This window comes from Pseudomonas mucoides (assembly GCF_015461845.1).
Classification (GTDB): domain Bacteria; phylum Pseudomonadota; class Gammaproteobacteria; order Pseudomonadales; family Pseudomonadaceae; genus Aquipseudomonas; species Aquipseudomonas mucoides.
This window is the reverse complement of sequence record NZ_JACOPW010000011.1, coordinates 35,393-53,654: the sequence shown is the minus strand read 5'-3', so window position 1 is coordinate 53,654 and position 18,262 is coordinate 35,393. Positions and strand designations below refer to the sequence as shown.

Below are 18,262 nucleotides of genomic sequence, written 5' to 3'. Positions count from 1 at the left end.
AAATTACCGAGGTTCTTCGCACATGAAAAAATTAAGTCCCAATCCCCCTTATCCCCGGCCGATTCAGATCCTGTCGATGCCGTTCCACTTTCCGAAATCACCGAGCCTGCCGTCAGCGCTCGCTTGCGAAACCCCAGTCATACCGACCCGATCAGCCACGTATTCACGATCACTCCCGGCGTCGATTCCACAACTCTGCTAAGCCATGCCTGCGAAACTCTGGCATCACTGAATGTCCTGATTACAGATCTGGCCTGCAAACTGGAAGGCTCAAAGCGTAACGTCGCGCTCTCGATTCAGCAGTTGGCGGTCATTGCCGAGTTGTTGGTGAACCAGGCGCTGGATAACGTTGATCCACCCGAAGGTGCGCCTGTCGTTCAGCCACCGATACGGCATTGAGAGAGGAGATCACTGATGGCCAGATATATGCCGATTACGGGCATCGATTGCCAAATTGCGTCGTTGCTGATTGATACGGATGCGCCGGTGGATGTGTTGCATGACACTGCGGCCTATCGCATTCGTAGCGTGAGCCAACAGCTGGAAACCTTGTCCGTGGGCGAGGGGATGGGCCGTGATGCTCTGTTGCTTCAGGATTTTGCGCGGGTGTTGGCGATTCCGCTGTGTGACGGTTGTGATTTGATGGACGTGATCGGGCGACGATTGCAGTCGCAGTAACAACAATGGGCGATCCAGGTGATCGCCCATTTTTTTTGCGTGTGAAGTATCCGCCTTCACGGGCTTCGGAAAATTCCTTCAAGTTGTGTCGCACTTGATGAACTGGTGTCTGTCAGCCCGCACCGCTAGCCTTCATGGATGTCCGCGACATTGAAGGACCCAAGGATGAAAACACCCGTGAAAAAGGAGCCTCGCCTGTGAAAAAGTTCAGCAAGCCTCAAGGAGACACCCCTGACAATACCAATCATCCCGCGTCTGTGAAGCTGTGTGGCACCGCCGACGTGGCGGTCATTCCACGCCCCAGGCCTGTTTCCTCGCCCCAGCCTATATTCACCATTGCCCCCGGCGTCGACACGCGGACGCTACTGAAACAAGCTTGCGATACCCTCGCGTCGTTGACGGCCCTGCTTGAGAACTTTGCCGCCAAACTGGAAGGGCCGAACCGCGGTGAAATATTTTCGATCCAGCAGTTGGCGATGGTCGCCGAGTTGTTGGTGAACCAGGTGCGGGAAAACCTTGCGGCGGACAGGGAGGCGTCTGCCGGTGAGCCAGAGACCCGGCATTAAGCAGGCGTAAGAACGAAAATGGGTGACCTCAAAGGGTCACCCATTTTTTGTTTTGTAGCCGCTGTCGAGCTCCGGCGAGGCTGCGTTCGGCTGCGAAGCAGTCGTAAAATCAGGCAACGCGGTGTTTCAGAAAGACCGCGTGTGCAGGGTTTACGACTGCTACAGAGCCGAACGCAGCCTCGCTGGAGCTCGATAGCGGCTACAGAGGGCTCGTGTTGCTTCCGGTTATTCGCTCAGGGCATTCAATATCGTGTGGGCGATTTTGATCCGTTCCGGGTTCGGGTAGTTTTTGTTGGCCAGGATCACGATGCCGATGTCCTTTGAGGGCACAAACGCAACGTAGGCACCGAAGCCGCCCGTGGAGCCGGTTTTGTTGAGCAGCACGTTTTGCGGTGGCTGCTGCGGCGGGTTCAACCACTTGACCTCGTTAGCTTCCATTGCCATCTCGGTCGAGTTGCCGGCGAGCAGCCGATCCAGCGTGACCGGATAAGGGTAGAACTCCCAACCCAGCCCCTGTGTCATTTGACCCACCGTGTAATAACCGGTGTGAGTGGTGGCGATGGCTTGCTGCAATGGCTTTTCCAGTCCTGCCGGTTTCATGTTCGCTTCAACATATCGAATCAGGTCCGAGGCACTGGTTTTCACGCCGTAGGCTTCGGAATCCAGCGCCCCCGGCTCGACACGTACCGGCTTGTCGTCCTTGTTGTAACCCTGAGCGTAAAGCCCCATCTGCGCTGGCGGGACCTTGAGGTAGGTGTGCTTGAGGCCCAGTTTTGGCAGCAAGGTTTTTTCCATCAGGTCATCGAACGGCTGGCCCATGCTGTGGGCGGCAAGATAACCGAACAGCCCTATGCTTGGGTTCGAATACAGGCGATGGGTGCCAGCAGGGTAAACCGGTGTCCATCGCTTGAAGTAATCGAGCATCGTGTCGGCATGGTCAGCGTCGTCGGGGAATTGCAGCGGCAACCCGCCAGCGGTGTAAGTGCCCAATTGCAACACACTGATGCGATCGAACGCACTGCCTCGCAATGCCGGCAAAACGGTGCTGGCAGTATCGGACAGGGACAGTTTGCCGTTGGCCTGCGCATACCCGGCCAGCGTGGCGGCGAAGGTTTTACTGACCGAACCGATTTCGAACAAGGTGTCCTGGCTGACCGGTTTGCGATTCTCTTTAGAGGCCACGCCGTAATTAAAGTAATGCTGCTGACCGTTCTGGGTGATCGCGACGGCAAGGCCGGCGATGTTCTGTTGCTGAATCACGGGGCCGACGGCGGCGTTGACCACAGATTCGAGTTGTTGGTCGGACGGGGGCGCGGCAATACAGGATGCCGCGCCGAGGATAAGGGCGAAAGCACCATAGGATGCAAGCCTTGGCAATTTGTTTGTGTACATGTCAGATCTACTCTTCATGAGTTGTGTCGATGGTAACCCGCTACACTCCATGCGCTCTTGCAAATCGGGTTGCCTGATAGGCGAGCCAAATCTAGGCAGTACGCCTAGCGTCGACAAACGACGATATTTCGGGTGAGCCATTAGAAAAACTATGGAGTTGGCATGATTCGTCCTCACTTGCCGCTGAATGCGTTGCGCGCTTTCGAGGCCTCCGCACGCCATTTGAGTTTTACTCGGGCGGCGGTGGAGTTGTTCGTTACGCCTGCGGCGGTGAGTCATCAAGTCAAAAGCCTTGAAGCCCAACTCAACGTAACACTGTTCAAACGCTTGCCACGCGGGTTAATGCTGACCAGTGAGGGTGAAACCTTGCTGCCGGTCCTGCGCGAGTCTTTTGACCGAATCGCCGAAACGCTTGAGCGGTTCGAAGGCGGGCACTATCGGGATGTGTTGACTGTCGGGGCGGTGGGTACGTTCGCGGTCGGGTGGTTATTGCCGCGGCTGGCGGACTTCCAGGAGAAACATCCGTTCATAGATTTACGGCTGTCGACCCATAACAATCGGGTGGACGTGGCCGCTGAAGGGCTGGATTACGCGATTCGCTTTGGCGCTGGCGCCTGGCACGGGATTGACGCGCTGCGGTTGATCGAAGCGCCGCTGTCGGTGCTGTGCGTTCCCGAACTGGCCCGACAGTTAAGCGAGCCTCAGGATCTTTTGAAACAAACGTTGTTACGTTCCTACCGGACAGACGAGTGGCCTGAGTGGTTTCTGGCTTGCGGGTTACCGCCCAATACGGCACCCACCAGGAATATTGTGTTCGACTCTTCGCTGGCGATGATGGAAGCCGCGCTTCAAGGTGCCGGCATTGCATTGGCGCCGCCGCTGATGTTTTCCCGTCAACTGGCGGCGGGTGCCATCGAGCAACCGTTCGCCATCGGCATCACCACTGGCAGCTACTGGCTCACCCGCTTGCAATCCCGCCCCGAAACGGCGGCGATGTCGGCGTTCAAGGAGTGGCTACTGCAAGCGTGCGAAACGCCACCCTTGTAGGAGTGAGCCTGCTCGCGATAACGGAATGTCAGGCGGCATCAATGTTGAATGTGCCGGCCTCTTCGTCGGAACGCCGCCCGGAGCAGGCTCACTCCTGCAAGGAGTACAGCGGCAGAAGTCAGCGCACCAGGCACGGCCGTTTGTTATCGAATTTCCAGCCGGGGATCAGAAACTGCATCGCCACGCTGTCATCTCGCGCCCCCAGTCCCATGCCTTTGTACAGTTCATGGGCCTTGGCCAATTGGTCCATGTCCAGTTCAACCCCTAGCCCCGGCTTCTTCGGCACCTGCACACAACCACCGACGATTTGCAGTGGGGCTTTGGTCAAGCGCTGGCCATCCTGCCAGATCCAGTGAGTGTCGATGGCGGTGATGTCGCCCGGCGCAGCCGCCGCGACGTGGGTGAACATGGCCAGGGAAATATCGAAGTGGTTGTTCGAGTGCGAACCCCAGGTCAGGCCCCATTCATGGCACATCTGCGCCACGCGAACCGAACCTTGCATGGTCCAGAAATGCGGGTCTGCCAGCGGAATGTCCACCGATTGCAACTGAATGGCGTGGCCCATTTCCCGCCAGTCGGTGGCGATCATGTTGGTCGCGGTTTTCAGTCCGGTGGCACGGCGGAACTCGGCCATGACCTCCCGGCCGGAGTAACCGTTTTCCGCGCCGCACGGGTCTTCGGCGTAGGCCAGAACATGATGCTGATCGCGGCACAAGCGAATGGCTTCCTTGAGTGACCACGCGCCATTCGGATCGAGCGTGATGCGCGCATCCGGAAAGCGTTCGGCCAGTGCGGTGACGGCTTCGATTTCTTCATCACCACCGAGCACGCCGCCCTTGAGTTTAAAGTCTTTGAAACCGTAGCGGGCGTGAGCGGCTTCAGCCAGACGAACCACCGCGTCAGCGGTCATGGCTTGCTCATGGCGCACACGGAACCAGTCGTTATCGGCGTCCGGTTCGCTGCGGTAGGCCAGGTCTGTCTGCTGGCGATCACCCACGTAAAACAGGTAACCGAGCATCTTCACTTCGTCACGTTGCTGGCCTTCGCCGAGCAGGGCGGCGACCGGTACGTCCAGATGCTGGCCGAGCAAGTCGAGCAGGGCGGCCTCAAGCCCCGTAACGGCGTGAATGGTGATCCGCAGGTCAAACGTCTGCAAACCGCGCCCGCCGGCGTCGCGATCGGCAAAGGTCTGGCGCACCTGGTTGAGAATCTTCTGATACGTGCCGATCGGGCTGCCAACCACCAGCGCGCGGGCGTCTTCCAGTGTCTGGCGAATACGCTCACCACCCGGTACTTCGCCGACCCCGGTGTGACCGGCGTTGTCCTTGAGGATCACGATATTGCGGGTGAAAAACGGACCATGGGCGCCGCTCAGGTTGAGCAGCATGCCATCGTGGCCGGCCACTGGAACCACCTCCATGCTGGTGATGATCGGGGCTTTTGCGCAGTCTTGTGGGTGCATTTTCTTGTCCTTATAAACAACGGATCAGGCGTGGTTGGGCGTTGGTTTGCCCAGCGCAGCGGCCGGTGCGGTTTTGGGTGTGTTGCGTGCGGCAAAGACAATGATTGCGGCGATGATCGAGGTCGCGGCCAACCCGTACAGACCGCCCTGAATCGAACCGGTGTGCTCCTCCAGCAGACCGAAGGTGGTCGGCGCCACGAACCCGCCGAGGTTGCCCACCGAGTTGATCAACGCGATCACGCCAGCGGCGATCCGCGCATCCAGATACGCCTGGGGGATCGGCCAGAACAGCGACGAAGCGGACTTGAAACCCAGTGCCGCAAAGCAGATTGCAACAAAGGCAAAGATCGGCCCGCCCGTGGTCGACATGAACATCCCGGCGGCGGCAATCAACAGCGCAGCAGCCACCCAGGCTTGCTGGTGTTTCCATTTGGCGGACAGCGAAGCGAAGGCATACATGCCGATAATCGACAGCAGCCAAGGGATCGAGTTGAACAGCCCGACCTGAATGTCGCTGAGGTCGCCCATCTTCTTGATGATGCTCGGCAGCCAGAAGGTCGCGGCATAGATGGTCAGCTGAATGAAGAAGTAGATCAGGCAGAACAGAATGATCTGGCGATCCTTGAGCAGTTTGCCCAACGACGGTTTGATCGGCGTCGCGGCTTCGCGGGCCAGCTGTTCGTTTTCGATGGCGTTGACCAGCGCATCCTGTTCTTCGCGGCTCAGCCATTTGGCGTCGTGGGGTTTGGAGTCCAGCCAGAACCAGACGAACACGCACAGCCCGACGGAAAACATCCCTTCAATGAAGTACATCCACTGCCAGCCGTGCAACCCGAAACCGTCGAGTTGCAGAAGCAACCCGGACAGCGGGCCGGAGATCAGCGAGGCCACTGCCGAGCCACTGAGAAAGATCGCGATCGCCTTGCCGCGCTCAACCCCTGGCAACCACCGCGTGAAGTAATAAATCACCCCCGGAAAGAACCCGGCCTCGGCCACGCCCAGCAGGAATCGCAGGATGTAGAAGTGGGTTTCGTTCTGGATGAACGCCATGCCGGCGGCCACCAGGCCCCAGGTCAGCATGATGCGGGTCAGCCAGATTCGTGCGCCGACTTTTTGCAGGAGGATGTTGGAAGGGACTTCGAACAGCGCGTAACCGATGAAGAACAGCCCGGCCCCGAGACCGTAGGCGGCAGCGCCGATCCCCAGGTCGTGTTCCATATGGGCGCGGACGAAGCCGATGTTCACACGGTCGATGTAGTTGACGATGAACATGATGACGAACAGCGGCAGGACATGGCGTTTCACTTTTGAGATGGCGGACTTCAGGACCGAATCGGCACCGTCGTGCATCCCTGATACGGATGTATTCACTTGGTTTCTCCCACTGATTATTTTTATGCGGGGTGTTGCGTTGTTGATAGACATCATACAACTGCGTTTTTTTAATGCGCAAGGGGTGATGTCCAACGAAATGGTGAGATTTAAGCGATTTGTTATGCTTTTTCTGGTGTCGCCTGGCGGGCTTCTTACCTGGAATGGGCACGGTTGTTGAGTGTTGTCATACAAGTAGGGCGCTGTTTTCTGAAGATCCCAATCCCGCGCGGTGCTACGATTCCGTTAGCCCCGTTTCCGGATCATCGCCATGCAACCTGACCTCGATACGCCAGCCCCAAGGCGCAGCCACAACCTCGCTCACGACCTGGTCGCCAAGCTGACCCAGAGCATCTTGCTGGGCCAGATGTTGCCGGGGGACAAGCTGCCGTCGGAAAACTCGATCGTTCAGGCACACGGCGTCAGTCGCACCGTGGTGCGTGAGGCGATCTCGAAATTGCAGGCGTCGGGGCTGGTGGAAACCCGTCACGGCATCGGCACGTTTGTCATCGAACGCGCGCCGGAGCAAGGCTTGCGGCTGAACGTCGATACCGCGCTGGGGGTGCGCAGCATTCTGGAGTTGCGCATGGGCCTGGAAACCCAGGCCGCGGCGCTGGCGGCGACGCGTCGTACGGAGCTGCAATTGGCACAGATGCGTGAAGCGCTGGACGATTATCAGAGCTTGCTGGCCAACAACGACAGTTGCGTCGAGGCGGACAAGCGCTTCCACCTGTTGATCGCCGAAGCCACCGGCAATGTGTGTTTCACCGACATCATGCAGCACTTGGGCAGTGCGATGATCCCGCGCACCCGCCTCAATGCCGCCGAGCGCGGAGCGGCGGATCTGAGCAAGCTGGGGCAACTCGCCAACCTCGAACACGAGGCGATTCTCAACGCCATCAAGCGTCAGGATCCGGACGCGGCGCGGGCGGCGATGTGGTTGCACCTGACCAACAGCCGCGACCGCTTTTCCGCAGGCGGCGCCTGAGTCGCCGCTTGGGTCATGACCGGGCGGGACTCGCCGCGATTCCCGCAGGCCGGCGCTCCAGATTCAGCGCCAGCACACTGATCAACACCACGAGGGCACCGACGCCGACCGTCAGCGTTGGCTGTTCGCCCAAGGCATAGGCCGCCATGGCCATCGCCGTCGGCGGGATCAGGTACAGCGTCATGCTGGCGCGGCTCAAGTCCACGTGCGCCAGCACAAACGCCCAGGCCAGATAAGCCAGCGCACTGGGAAACACGCCCAACGCCATCGCCGCCCACTGCACATGCGCCGGTGCGCCGACGACCTCGCTGGCCAGTCCCGGCAGGTAGATCAGTAGCAGCGCCGTGCCCGACCACACCGTGTAACACACCAGCGTCAGACCGTCGTAGCGCCCGGTTTGATGCTTCTGCAAGGCGAAGTAAAAACTCCACGACACCGCTGCCAGCAGGATCAGCCATCCGTGAACGTCGACGCTGCCCAGCCCGCGATCACCGGTCACCACAATCACCACGCCGACCAGTCCCGCCACGATGCAACCCCAGCGCCAGAAGCTGACCCGGTCCTTGAACACAAAGCGCGCCAGTAACGTGCTGAACAACGGCGTCGATTGCGCCAGCACGCTGGAGGCGCCAGCGCTGACATGCTGTTGCCCGATGTTGAGCACGACGTGATGCAGGCTCACCGCGAAAAAACCGAGCACCATCAGCAGCGGCAGGTCGCGAAGCCTGGGCAGACTGATGCCTTTGAACGCGGCAATGACCGCCATGAACGCCGAGGCAATCAGAAACCTCAGCAGGGCCAGATGGCCGGGGTCGTAGGCCTGCAAGCCGATATGAATGCCCGTTGGCGAATAACCCCAGCAGGCGATGACAAAGGCCATCGCCAGGATGATTTTGAGTGGCGAGTGGGCGGGGCGGGTGAGTGGCTTCATGGTGGGGCACCTTGGGTGTATGTGCCGAGTATCTGAAGCCGAACAGCTCACCACAACTGACTTATACTGCGTCGACTGTTCACTTTTGGTGATGATTATGGAGCTGGCGCAGATTCGCATGTTCAAGACTGTGGCCGACGTCGGCAGCATCGCTCGGGCCGCCGAGTTGCTGCATTGCGTGCCGTCCAATATCACGGCGCGGATCAAGGCGCTGGAGACGGAGTTGGGCGTGGCGCTGTTTCTGCGTGAGGGCCGGGGGCTGCGCATCAGCCCGGCGGGGCAGACATTTTTGTCTTACGCCTCGAAAATCCTCGCGCTGACCGTTGAAGCCAAACGCGCACTGGACCCGTCCGCTGACCCTTCCGGGCCGCTGCGCATCGGCGCCATCGAGTCCTCGGCCACCGGCCGGCTACCGCGCCTGCTGGCGAAATTCCACAAGCGCTATCCCGCGGTTGCGCTGGAACTGACCACCGGCACCTGGGGCCAACTGCTGGATGACACACTTAACCATCGGCTCGACGGTGCGATTGTCGCGGTGGATGTCGAACGCTCCCAACTCAAGCGCACGCCGATGTACCGCGAAGAGCTGTTGCTGATTGCCTCGACATCGTTGGGGCCGGTGCGTGGCATCGCGGATTTGCAGGACAAGACCGTATTCATGTGGCCCCAGGGCTGTCCGTACCGGGCGGCGCTGGAACATTGGTTGCTGCGTCAGGGGCAGGCGCTGCCGATTGTCAGCCTGGCCAGTTATGGCGCGATTGTCGGGTGCGTCAGCGCGGGAGCCGGCGTCGCGCTGGTGCCTAAAGGGGTGTTTGATCAGTACGCCAAAGGGGCAGGGTGTGCTGGGTTTGAGTTTCCGGAGCTGACGGCCATCGACAACCTGTTTTACTGGCATGAAAACGCCGGGGTTCACCCGGCGCGGGAGGCGTTTGTGGCGATGTTGCGCGAGGAGTTCGCGTGATCCACAGGGTTACGCGGTGATTGCGCAGACATCCCGCATCAACAACCCGAACCTCAGATCCACCGCATCCGGAATCGGCACATACACCGTATGCCCATCCCCCGGTGCCACTTCAATGGATTCACCTCTGACGTTGTGCAGTTGATGCAAATCGAAATGAAAGTTGCCCTTGGGCGTCATCAGTTCCAGATGATCCCCCAGCGCAAACCGGTTCTTCACCTTGATCTCCGCCATCCGGTCACGCCGCTCACCGGTCAACTCCCCGACAAACTGCTGTCGCTCGGACACCGAACTGCCGTGCTGATAATTCTGGTATTCGTCATGCACATGCCGACGCAAAAAGCCTTCGGTGTAGCCACGCTGTGCCAATGACTCCAGATCGGTCATCAGGCTGCGGTCGAATTCACGCCCGGCGACGGCATCGTCGATGGCCTGCCGATACACCTGCGTGGTGCGTGCGCAATAGAAGTGGGATTTGGTCCGGCCCTCGATCTTCAGCGAATGCACGCCCATGTGCGTCAGACGCTCGACATGCTGCACGGCGCGCAGGTCCTTGGCATTCATGATGTAAGTGCCGTGCTCGTCCTCGAAGGCGGGCATCAACTCATCCGGCCGATTGGCCTCCTGCAACAGGAACACCTGGTCGGTGGGCGCGCCGATGCCCAGGGTCGGTTCGGGCTGATACTGTTGGACGATCTCGCCCAGCTGGTTTTCCGTGGCCTCCTGCGCTGAATATTTCCAGCGGCAGGCATTGGTGCAACTGCCTTGATTGGCATCGCGTTTGTTCATGTAGCCCGACAGCAGGCAGCGCCCGGAATACGCCATGCACAACGCGCCGTGGACAAACACCTCCAGTTCCATCGCCGGCACTTGCTGGCGGATTTCGCCGATTTCTTCCAGGGACAGTTCCCGCGACAGGATGATCCGGCTCAAGCCCTGTTGCTGCCAGAACTCGACACTCGCCCAGTTCACTGTGTTGGCCTGCACCGAGAGATGAATCGGCATCTGCGGGAAGTGCCGGCGCACCAGCATGATCAAGCCCGGATCGGACATGATCAGCGCGTCCGGCGCCATGGCGATCACCGGCGCCAGGTCCTTGAGGAAGGTCTTGAGCTTGGCGTTGTGCGGCGCAATGTTCACCACCACGTAAAAACGCTTGCCCTGGGCCTGGGCTTCCTGGATGCCGAGGGCGAGGTTGGCGTGATCGAATTCGTTATTGCGCACCCGCAAGCTGTAGCGCGGTTGGCCGGCGTACACCGCATCGGCGCCGTAAGCGAAGGCATAACGCATGTTTTTCAGGGTGCCAGCGGGGGCGAGCAATTCGGGGGCAAGAAGAGTCATGGCGGGGGCAGTCGCAAAAACCGTGGAGGGTAAGCGCGTTGCCGGCGGCGTTCATTGATCTGGATCTATGCTTGATGAACAAACGGATGGCACTCGCGCGAACCGTGGCGGACTAAGCAATAAGGACGGCTCTTCATTTCAGGAGTCTGAGTCCCTGCGCACTGACACGGATCGGACATGAACGAAGAAACCGTAAAAAACAAATCACTGGTGATCTTGCTGGGGCTGGTGACTGCCGCGTTTATCTGGATTTTGTTGCCGTTCTACGGCGCGGTGTTCTGGGCGGTGATCCTCGGCATCCTCTTTGCGCCGATGCAACGTCGACTGCAATTGAAGCTGGGCTGGGAGCGCAACCTGACGTCGCTGCTGACGCTGAGTATCAGCCTGCTGATTGCGATCCTGCCGGTGATCGTCCTCAGTTTCTTCCTCGTTCAGGAAGGCGCGATGCTGTACAAAAACATCGAAAGCGGAGAATTGGACATTGCGGGGTACGTGTCGCACTTCAAGCACAGCTTGCCGCCGTACTTCCAGCACCTGCTTGACCGGTTCGGCATAGGAGAGCTGGACGGGCTGCGCGAGAAAATCATCAAGAGCGCGGTGACGGGTAATGAGTATTTCGCCACTCAGGTGTTCAGTTTCGGCCAGGGCACGTTTGATTTTGTGGTGAGTTTTTTCATCATGCTCTACCTGCTGTATTTCTTTCTGCGTGACGGCGCCGAGCTGGCACGCAAAGTTCGCGCGGCCGTGCCGTTGGAGGAGCACCAGAAGCGTCGGTTGCAACTCAAGTTCAATCGCGTGGTGCGGGCGACGGTGAAGGGCAACCTGCTGGTGGCGATCACCCAGGGCGCCTTGGGTGGTTTGATTTTCTGGTTTCTGGACATCCCGAGCGCATTGCTCTGGGCGGTGCTGATGGCGTTTCTGTCGCTGCTGCCAGCAGTGGGGGCGGGAATCATCTGGGCGCCGGTAGCGGCGTTTTTCCTGCTCAGCGGGGCGATGTGGCAGGGCGTGGTGCTGGGCTTGTACGGGGTTTTTGTGATCGGCCTGGTGGATAACGTGCTGCGACCGATCCTGGTGGGCAAGGACACCAAGATGCCGGATTACCTGATCCTTATCTCGACCCTCGGCGGTCTCGCGATCTTTGGCCTCAACGGCTTCGTCATCGGGCCGCTGATCGCGGCCCTGTTCATGTCGAGCTGGGCCATCTTCATTGAAACCAAACCGAAAGTGCAGTTGCCTTAGGCGCTGAGTCGGCCCTGGCCGATACGGTGCGACAAGGCCTGGGCGGCGGGCAGCGAAGTGAGTGGGCCGCTGATCGCTTCACCGTCCTGCATCAGGTACCAACAAGCGAGCAATCCCAGCTCTCTGAGCGGTGCGGGAACGGCGCTGCCAACAACGGACATGATCTGAACCTGGGACATAAGTACCTCCATCAATCGATGGAGTTACCTTACGGACCCAGCGCTGAAACGGACAATCAACGCTTTCGATAGTCGTCATTGATGCCGATGAGTATCGGCCTCACTCGACCACCAGATCCAGCATGTGAATCACTTCCTGCTCGTTGAGCAGGCCTTTGCGCACCAGGTTTTCGGCCAGCAGCGAAAGGAACTTGGCGCTGCGATGGCCTTCCAGGTGCTTGAGTTCGGTCAAGGCGTCATACACCTTGCTGGAAGTGCACAAACCGACATTGCGGTGCGGGTTTTGCGTGGGCATAAGGTCGTCCTTGTTGTTATCAACCTGTTATTTGCGGACAGGTCCAAGCTTGCGGACCTGGCATGACATAAATATGACCGTTTGGCGCAAGGCGAGGGCGGGTCGAGTCAATCTTGCCAACTTGCGCCGCCGACGCTGTCTCCACAGCGACCTTGACGCGATTTATCCAGACGTTCGCCGACGAACGGTCACAAAAAAGCCCCGCTGTTGAGGCAGGGCCTGGTGAGGGGGTTACCAGTGGCCATAACCGCGGGGAGGGCCGTAGTAACCGCGCGGCGCGTAGTAACCACGTGGCGGGCCATAGTAAACCGGTGGTGGCCCGTAATAGACCGGCTGTTGCACGTAGACCGGTGCCGGCTGGTAATAAACCGGTGGTGGTTGTTGTACATAAACCGGCGCTGGCTGGTAAACCGGTTGAGGTTGTACATAGACCGGCCGATTGGCATTAATCAGGGCCGAACCGACGATGGCCGTACCCACCAGCGCGCCAAAGACCGCTGGTCCTTGCCAGCAATTACCACAACCACCGCCATGGGCTTGTGCCTGCCCTGCGACAGCGAGTGCGCCGATCAGCAAGGCAACTGTGGGGATTTTACGGATCATGATAATTCCTCGGTTCTTCGACCCGGCGCTTGCGTCTGCAATAGACCCAAGCGTTGTCGCGGGGATACTTCTAAGACAGCATTTTTTCCAAAATCAGCACAGCAAATAGGTAAATTTTGTGTAAGGTCTGTACCGGTTTCCTGACGGTTCGCACCCGTGCCCACCGCCATGCCGTTATGATCGAACAGACCCGATGGAATGGCTAATCCCGTCCATCTGAAAGTGCTTTAGAAGGAGAAAGTTTCATGCAGATGAACCCCAACCGAGACACCCAACTGTGCATGTCGCTGTCCGGGCGCCCAGGCAACTTCGGCCTGCGCTTTCACAATCATCTGTACGAACAATTAGGCCTGAATTTCTACTACAAGGCCTTCAGCAGCCAGGATCTGCCCGGCGCCGTGGGCGGTATTCGCGCTTTGGGCATTCGTGGTTGCGGCGTGTCGATGCCATTCAAGGAAGCGTGCATTGCGCTGGTGGATGAGTTGGATGCCTCGGCGGCGGCCATTCAGTCGATCAATACCATCGTCAACACTGACGGCCACTTAAAGGCCTACAACACCGATTACATTGCCATCGAGCAACTGCTCAAGACCCACGAAGTGCCCAAGGATTCGACCTTCGCCCTGCGCGGCAGCGGCGGCATGGCCAAGGCCGTGGCCAGCGCATTGCGCGACGGCGGGTACCAGAACGGCTTGATCGTCGCCCGCAATGAGCGCGCCGGCCGTGCCCTGGCGGAGTCGCTGGGTTATCAGTGGCAAGCGCAATTGGGGGCTCAGCGTCCGCAAATGCTGATCAACGTCACGCCAATTGGCATGACGGGTGGCCCGGAGGCCGATCAACTGGCGTTTGATGCTGAAACCATTGCCGCTGCCGAGACTGTCTTCGATGTGGTAGCCATTCCCTCGGAAACACCGCTGATCGTGCGCGGTCGTGCTGAAGGCAAACGGGTGATTACCGGGCTGGAAGTGGTCGCCATCCAGGCACTGGAGCAATTTGTGCTGTACACCGGCATCCGGCCGACCGATGAGCAATTTCACAAAGCCGTGGAATTTGCCCGCAGCTAGGACCCGCAGCCAGGAGGAATCCCCATGCATCCGCGCATTCTCAATCTGAGCCAGGTCGACCTTGAACCGTTGCCCGAAGCCATGGCGCCCACCGGCGATACGGCGGGCCGTTACCAGCAGCGAATGGCCCGTGTCGGTCAGCAATTGGGCGCGCAGAAGCTGGGGTATCGGCTGTACGTGCTGGAACCGGGCATGCGCGGCAGTCCGTTTCACAGCCATCGGGTCAATGAGGAGATGTTTTACGTCGTGGCCGGGGAAGGGGAGGTACGCCTCGGCGCCGAACGTTTCCCGATCCGCGCGGGCGACGTGATTGCCTGCCCGCCGGGAGGTCCGGAGGCGGCGCACCAGATTATCAACACCAGCCGCGGGGAACTGCGCTATCTGGCGGTCAGCACCCAGCAATCGCCGGAGATTTGCGAATATCCCGATTCCGGCAAATACGCGGTGATGGACGACTTTCACGTAGATGCCGAGGGCAATGCCTCAGGCTTCGTCGCCATCGCCCGACCGGGCGACGGTGTGGATTACTGGGACGGCGAGTAACACTCAGGCTAACGAGCATCCTGTAGCAGCTGCCGAGCAGCGCGAGGCTGCGTTCGGTGCGGGCCGCGTTCGGATGAAACCGTCGCAAACCCGGCAATCGGGTTTTATCAGGCAAACCGCGGACGCAGCCTCGCGTTGCTCGTCAGCTGCTACAGGGAGCGGGTGGGTTATTCGAGGCGGGCCAGACGTTCTTCGAGTGCGGCAATTCGCGCTTCGAGCTCTTCGATCCTTTCTGCCGATACTCCACCAGAAGCCCCACGTTCCACCGGATTCTGCCGCGCCGCCAGGATAACCTCGATATCCGCCGGGTCACCCAGCGCATGCATGTACCGGTCTTCCCGCTGCCCGGCCTGCTTCGGGATCAACAACGCCAACCCCCGGGCAATCAAACGCTCCAGCTGATGCACCACCTGTTCGGTGTCTTCAAATTCATGCATGCGCCCACTGCGGGTCAGCAATTCATTGACCGTCTGCGGACCGCGCAGGAACAACAACCCCGTCAGAATCACCTGGGCCGGCACCAGTTCCAGCGCCTTGTCGACCTTGTGCTCCCAGCGATCCGCGCGGCTGCCCATCACCAGTTTGGCGAAACCGCGTCCTTCCAGCGCCCGCAGGCTCTGGCCGACCTGGCCCTGGGTCAGGTTCATCACCGGTTCGCGGCTGGTTTTCTGGTTACACGCGATGACCAGGGCATTGAGGGTCAGCGGATAGGTTTCCGGGCTGGTGGCCTGTTTTTCGATCAACGAGCCCAGAATGCGGATTTCCGTGCTGTTAAGTCGTGGCTCGTCGAAGGTCGTTTCTTGCTCAATGCTCATGGTCTGCATCCTTACCCGATTCATGTTTTTCACGTGCGTGGATGCACTTTAGATTGGCAAGCGCCAATGGCAACTGAATTCGTCGTAGCTGCTAGGCTGTGATGACGAAACATAGATGAAATATTAACGCCATTTTTACAATCGGGCAGGCACCGTAGGCGGGCCCGCGCGACCTAGTGCGTGTGCACTCAAGGCACTGTAGCCGCGGGCTGCAGCGTTCCGAACCACTGATCCATGCATCGAGTCAATCGGTGTGCGTCACCTTTATTCGCCCCTGATAACTGAAAAACAAAAAGGGCGAGAGAGACTCCATGAGCCAAGACATTTTTGTATCCGTACTGATTCCCGCCAAAAACGAAGCCAACAACCTCAAGCCGCTGCTTGAGGAAATCCGCGTGGCCCTGGCCGACGAGGCCTACGAAATCATCGTTGTCGACGATGGCAGCACCGATGCCACCCTGCACGAACTGCGGCAGATCCGGCACAACGGCCTGAGCACCTTGCGCATCCTGCACCATGAGCGTTCGCTGGGGCAGAGCACGTCGCTTTACCACGCCGCGTTCGAGGCGCGCGGACAATGGCTGGCCACCCTCGATGGCGATGGGCAAAACGACCCGGCGGACATTCCCGGCATGCTGGCGCTGGTGCGCGGCGAGTCAGGCTCGGGGGATGTGCAATTGGTCGCCGGGCATCGGGTCAACCGCCGCGATACTGCCAGCAAACGCTGGGCTTCGCGTTTCGCCAACGGTCTGCGCAGCCGCTTGCTCAAGGACGCTACGCCGGACACTGGCTGTGGGTTGAAGCTGATCGAACGCACGGCGTTTTTGCGCCTGCCGTACTTCGACCACATGCACCGTTTTATTCCGGCACTGATCCAGCGGCACAACGGCCGAATGATCGTCCACCCGGTCAACCACCGCCCGCGCACCGCCGGGGTGTCCAAGTACGGCAACCTCGACCGCGCCTTGGTGGGCATCCTCGACCTGGTCGGGGTCTGGTGGCTGATCAAGCGTACACGCCTGAACACCCAGGCGCAGGAGATTGAAGGATGAACATGTCCCGCGAAGCCCTGTGGCTGGTGGTCGGTTTTGTCGGCCAGATCGCTTTTACCGGGCGCTTTATCCTGCAGTGGCTGTACAGCGAATACAAAAAACGCAGCGTGATCCCGACGAGCTTCTGGTACTTGAGCATCGTCGGCAGCACGCTCCTGCTCGCGTACGCCATTTACCGGGAAGACCCGGTGTTCATCGCCGGCCAGGCCTTCGGCACCCTCGTTTATTTCCGCAATTTACAGTTGATCGCCAAAAGCAAAAACCTGAAGGAGTAGGTCATGCGCGGATCGTTATCGACCCGAAATATTACGTTGCTCGCGGCGGTCGCCATGGCGCTGCTGTTTTTCTGGGGATTGGGCAGTGTGCCGTTTCTCAGCGTCAACGAGGCGCGCCGTGCCGTCACCGTACGGGAAATGCACGAAGCCGGGAGCTGGCTGCTGCCCTACATGAACGGCGATTTGTACCTGTCCAAGCCGCCGTTTTTCTATTGGGCCGGCCTGGTGTCGACGGCCTTGCTGGGCAGTGTGTCCGAGTGGAGCGTGCGGTTGCCTTCGGCACTGGCGGCGACCTTGTGCTGCATCGGCACGTACTGGTACGGCGTTCGGCAGGCCGGGCGCCAGGTCGGTTTGTTCGCGGTGGTATTCCTGGCGGCGAACGGCGCGTTCAGCCTGTTCGCCCGCCGCTCGGAAATCGAGATGCTGTTGACCCTGCTGTGCTTCGGCGCATTGCTGGCGGCGTGGCAGTTCATCTTCCAGCAGGGCCGGGTGCTGTGGAGCCGGCTCAGCTACCTGCTGTTAGGTTGCGCGCTGCTGACCAAAGGGCCGGTTTGCCTGTTGTGGGTGACGGCGCCGATCCTGACGTACGCCTTGATCTACCGCGATGCGCGGGCCAAAGCCTACCTGTGTGACGGCTGGGGCTGGCTGATTGCCGTGGTGTTGGGCAGTTCGTGGTACGTGGCGGTGTCGTTGAGTCAGGGCTGGGGCATCTGGTCGTCGATCATCAGCGAAGACATCATGAACAAGATCGACGGCCAGGGCGCCGAATCCTGGTACGCGTACTTGTTGTACCTGGCCGGTGACTTCTTTCCGTTCTGGCTGATTGTGTTTGTGCAGCCACGCAAGTTTTGGGCAATGATCCGCTCGCGCCGCGAAGCGGCCATGCTGCTGTGTTGCACGCTGCTGCCGCTGCTGATTTTTTCCCTGTTCACCGAAAAGCACGGCAAGTACCTGTTGCCGGTTTACCCGTCCATGGCCTTGCTGCTGGCCATGCACTGGGCCGCCGTGCTCGAAGGTATGCAAGGACGCTGGCGCACCTGCCTGGCCACGGTTCCCTACGTGATGCTGGCCGGGTTTGTGGTGTTTTATGTGTTCGTCGAAGCGCGGGTGCTGTCCCATCGCGTTGGAGGTCTGGAACAGGTCGCCACGCTGGCTGCCGGGCAACCGGGCCAGAAGGCCTACAGCGTCGGTGAACCGGATATCCGTCTGGTCTATTACATGGGCCGGCCGGTGGCGCCGCTGACCCTTGCGCAGTTGCAAGGGGAGGAGCGCCCGACGGGACTGCTGTTTGTGCAAGAACCCCTCGACCCGCAATTGCAGAACCTGGCGTCGTGCAAAGTCGGCGAAGTCGAACCCTATCTGAAACCACACCGCGCCGCGCTGCTGGTGCGCATGGGGGGGGAGTGCCATTAAGGTCTGCGGCAGCTGAAAAAGACCCATGGCAGGAGGGGCGGGCATGG

The 18,262-nt window shown here is 59.7% G+C and carries 20 protein-coding genes and 1 pseudogene; 12 read left to right on the top strand and 9 right to left on the bottom strand.

Translation table 11 applies throughout. The annotated features are described in order from the left end of the window. The first annotated feature begins 22 nt into the window (after positions 1 to 22). The 3 genes and pseudogenes from H8F22_RS30190 (at position 23) to H8F22_RS30180 (ending at position 1,244) form a co-directional block, all read left to right on the top strand. Positions 23 to 399, top strand: a pseudogene (locus tag H8F22_RS30190) (DUF6124 family protein). Between the two features lie 15 nt (positions 400 to 414). Further along, positions 415 to 678, top strand: coding sequence for a hypothetical protein (locus H8F22_RS30185; RefSeq protein WP_194941046.1), 264 nt, complete (start codon positions 415 to 417; stop codon positions 676 to 678). A 197-nt stretch (positions 679 to 875) separates the two neighbouring features. Then, positions 876 to 1,244, top strand: a complete 369-nt coding sequence (locus H8F22_RS30180; RefSeq protein WP_027925410.1) for a DUF6124 family protein — start codon at positions 876 to 878, stop codon at positions 1,242 to 1,244. A gap of 225 nt (positions 1,245 to 1,469) precedes the next feature. Here H8F22_RS30180 and ampC read toward each other — a convergent pair whose 3' ends face one another. After that, entirely contained in the window at positions 1,470 to 2,636 is a 1,167-nt protein-coding gene (gene ampC, locus H8F22_RS30175) for a class C beta-lactamase (protein ID WP_194941045.1), read from the bottom strand. Between the two features lie 162 nt (positions 2,637 to 2,798). On the opposite strand from ampC, the gene H8F22_RS30170 reads away from it, so the two are divergent. Continuing rightward, the gene (locus tag H8F22_RS30170; RefSeq protein WP_027925408.1) at positions 2,799 to 3,683 is read left to right on the top strand and encodes a LysR family transcriptional regulator; all 885 of its coding nucleotides are present in this window, start codon (positions 2,799 to 2,801) and stop codon (positions 3,681 to 3,683) included. A gap of 118 nt (positions 3,684 to 3,801) precedes the next feature. Here the strand turns inward: H8F22_RS30170 and gudD are convergent, their stop codons facing one another. Both gudD and H8F22_RS30160 read right to left on the bottom strand, forming a co-directional pair. Further along, positions 3,802 to 5,145 (bottom strand): glucarate dehydratase, encoded by a 1,344-nt coding sequence (gene gudD, locus H8F22_RS30165; protein ID WP_059182487.1) that lies wholly within the window; start codon positions 5,143 to 5,145, stop codon positions 3,802 to 3,804. Between the two features lie 24 nt (positions 5,146 to 5,169). Then, the gene (locus H8F22_RS30160) at positions 5,170 to 6,516 is read right to left on the bottom strand and encodes an MFS transporter (protein WP_027925406.1); all 1,347 of its coding nucleotides are present in this window, start codon (positions 6,514 to 6,516) and stop codon (positions 5,170 to 5,172) included. A gap of 271 nt (positions 6,517 to 6,787) precedes the next feature. Between H8F22_RS30160 and H8F22_RS30155 the strand changes: the two genes are divergently transcribed. Further along, the gene (locus tag H8F22_RS30155) at positions 6,788 to 7,504 is read left to right on the top strand and encodes a FadR/GntR family transcriptional regulator (protein ID WP_194941044.1); all 717 of its coding nucleotides are present in this window, start codon (positions 6,788 to 6,790) and stop codon (positions 7,502 to 7,504) included. Between the two features lie 13 nt (positions 7,505 to 7,517). On the opposite strand, the gene H8F22_RS30150 is transcribed toward H8F22_RS30155, so the two are convergent. Beyond that, a complete protein-coding gene (locus H8F22_RS30150) occupies positions 7,518 to 8,435 on the bottom strand; it encodes a DMT family transporter (RefSeq protein ID WP_194941043.1) in 918 nt (305 codons plus the stop codon). Positions 8,436 to 8,532: 97 nt separating this feature from the next. On the opposite strand from H8F22_RS30150, the gene H8F22_RS30145 reads away from it, so the two are divergent. Continuing rightward, positions 8,533 to 9,396: a LysR substrate-binding domain-containing protein gene (locus H8F22_RS30145; protein ID WP_059182490.1), complete on the top strand. Its 864-nt coding sequence runs from the start codon at positions 8,533 to 8,535 to the stop codon at positions 9,394 to 9,396. A gap of 9 nt (positions 9,397 to 9,405) precedes the next feature. On the opposite strand, the gene trhP is transcribed toward H8F22_RS30145, so the two are convergent. Then, positions 9,406 to 10,737, bottom strand: a complete 1,332-nt coding sequence (gene trhP, locus H8F22_RS30140) for a prephenate-dependent tRNA uridine(34) hydroxylase TrhP (protein ID WP_027925402.1) — start codon at positions 10,735 to 10,737, stop codon at positions 9,406 to 9,408. Positions 10,738 to 10,914: 177 nt separating this feature from the next. On the opposite strand from trhP, the gene H8F22_RS30135 reads away from it, so the two are divergent. Continuing rightward, entirely contained in the window at positions 10,915 to 11,976 is a 1,062-nt protein-coding gene (locus H8F22_RS30135; RefSeq protein ID WP_059182492.1) for an AI-2E family transporter, read from the top strand. Here H8F22_RS30135 and H8F22_RS30130 read toward each other — a convergent pair. From H8F22_RS30130 to H8F22_RS30120, 3 genes are all read right to left on the bottom strand, one after another. Next, on the bottom strand, positions 11,973 to 12,155 hold the full coding sequence (locus H8F22_RS30130; protein ID WP_027925400.1) for a hypothetical protein: 183 nt from the start codon (positions 12,153 to 12,155) through the stop codon (positions 11,973 to 11,975). The two genes, H8F22_RS30135 and H8F22_RS30130, sit on opposite strands and share 4 nt — an antisense overlap. 100 nt (positions 12,156 to 12,255) lie before the next feature. Continuing rightward, positions 12,256 to 12,450 carry a hypothetical protein gene (locus tag H8F22_RS30125; RefSeq protein ID WP_027925399.1) on the bottom strand — a complete coding sequence of 65 codons (195 nt, stop codon included), beginning with the start codon at positions 12,448 to 12,450 and terminating at the stop codon, positions 12,256 to 12,258. A 231-nt stretch (positions 12,451 to 12,681) separates the two neighbouring features. Further along, a complete protein-coding gene (locus H8F22_RS30120; RefSeq protein ID WP_027925398.1) occupies positions 12,682 to 13,053 on the bottom strand; it encodes a hypothetical protein in 372 nt (123 codons plus the stop codon). Between the two features lie 245 nt (positions 13,054 to 13,298). Here H8F22_RS30120 and H8F22_RS30115 point away from each other — a divergent pair, with 245 nt between their 5' ends. Continuing rightward, a complete protein-coding gene (locus H8F22_RS30115) occupies positions 13,299 to 14,117 on the top strand; it encodes a shikimate 5-dehydrogenase (protein WP_027925397.1) in 819 nt (272 codons plus the stop codon). 24 nt (positions 14,118 to 14,141) lie between these two features. After that, positions 14,142 to 14,660, top strand: coding sequence for a cupin domain-containing protein (locus tag H8F22_RS30110; RefSeq protein ID WP_059182493.1), 519 nt, complete (start codon positions 14,142 to 14,144; stop codon positions 14,658 to 14,660). Between the two features lie 167 nt (positions 14,661 to 14,827). On the opposite strand, the gene H8F22_RS30105 is transcribed toward H8F22_RS30110, so the two are convergent. Then, a complete protein-coding gene (locus H8F22_RS30105; RefSeq protein WP_194941042.1) occupies positions 14,828 to 15,475 on the bottom strand; it encodes a YceH family protein in 648 nt (215 codons plus the stop codon). Positions 15,476 to 15,786: 311 nt separating this feature from the next. On the opposite strand from H8F22_RS30105, the gene H8F22_RS30100 reads away from it, so the two are divergent. Genes H8F22_RS30100 through H8F22_RS30090 form a run of 3 tightly spaced genes read left to right on the top strand, consistent with a single transcriptional unit; the run spans position 15,787 to position 18,215 of the window. Then, positions 15,787 to 16,527 (top strand): glycosyltransferase family 2 protein, encoded by a 741-nt coding sequence (locus H8F22_RS30100; protein WP_059182495.1) that lies wholly within the window; start codon positions 15,787 to 15,789, stop codon positions 16,525 to 16,527. After that, complete coding sequence (locus H8F22_RS30095) at positions 16,524 to 16,802, top strand: lipid-A-disaccharide synthase N-terminal domain-containing protein (protein WP_027925393.1); 279 nt, start codon at positions 16,524 to 16,526, stop codon at positions 16,800 to 16,802. The genes H8F22_RS30100 and H8F22_RS30095 overlap by 4 nt, the downstream gene beginning before the upstream one ends. 3 nt (positions 16,803 to 16,805) lie before the next feature. Then, positions 16,806 to 18,215 carry an ArnT family glycosyltransferase gene (locus H8F22_RS30090; protein WP_194941041.1) on the top strand — a complete coding sequence of 470 codons (1,410 nt, stop codon included), beginning with the start codon at positions 16,806 to 16,808 and terminating at the stop codon, positions 18,213 to 18,215. The last annotated feature ends 47 nt before the right edge of the window (positions 18,216 to 18,262 follow it).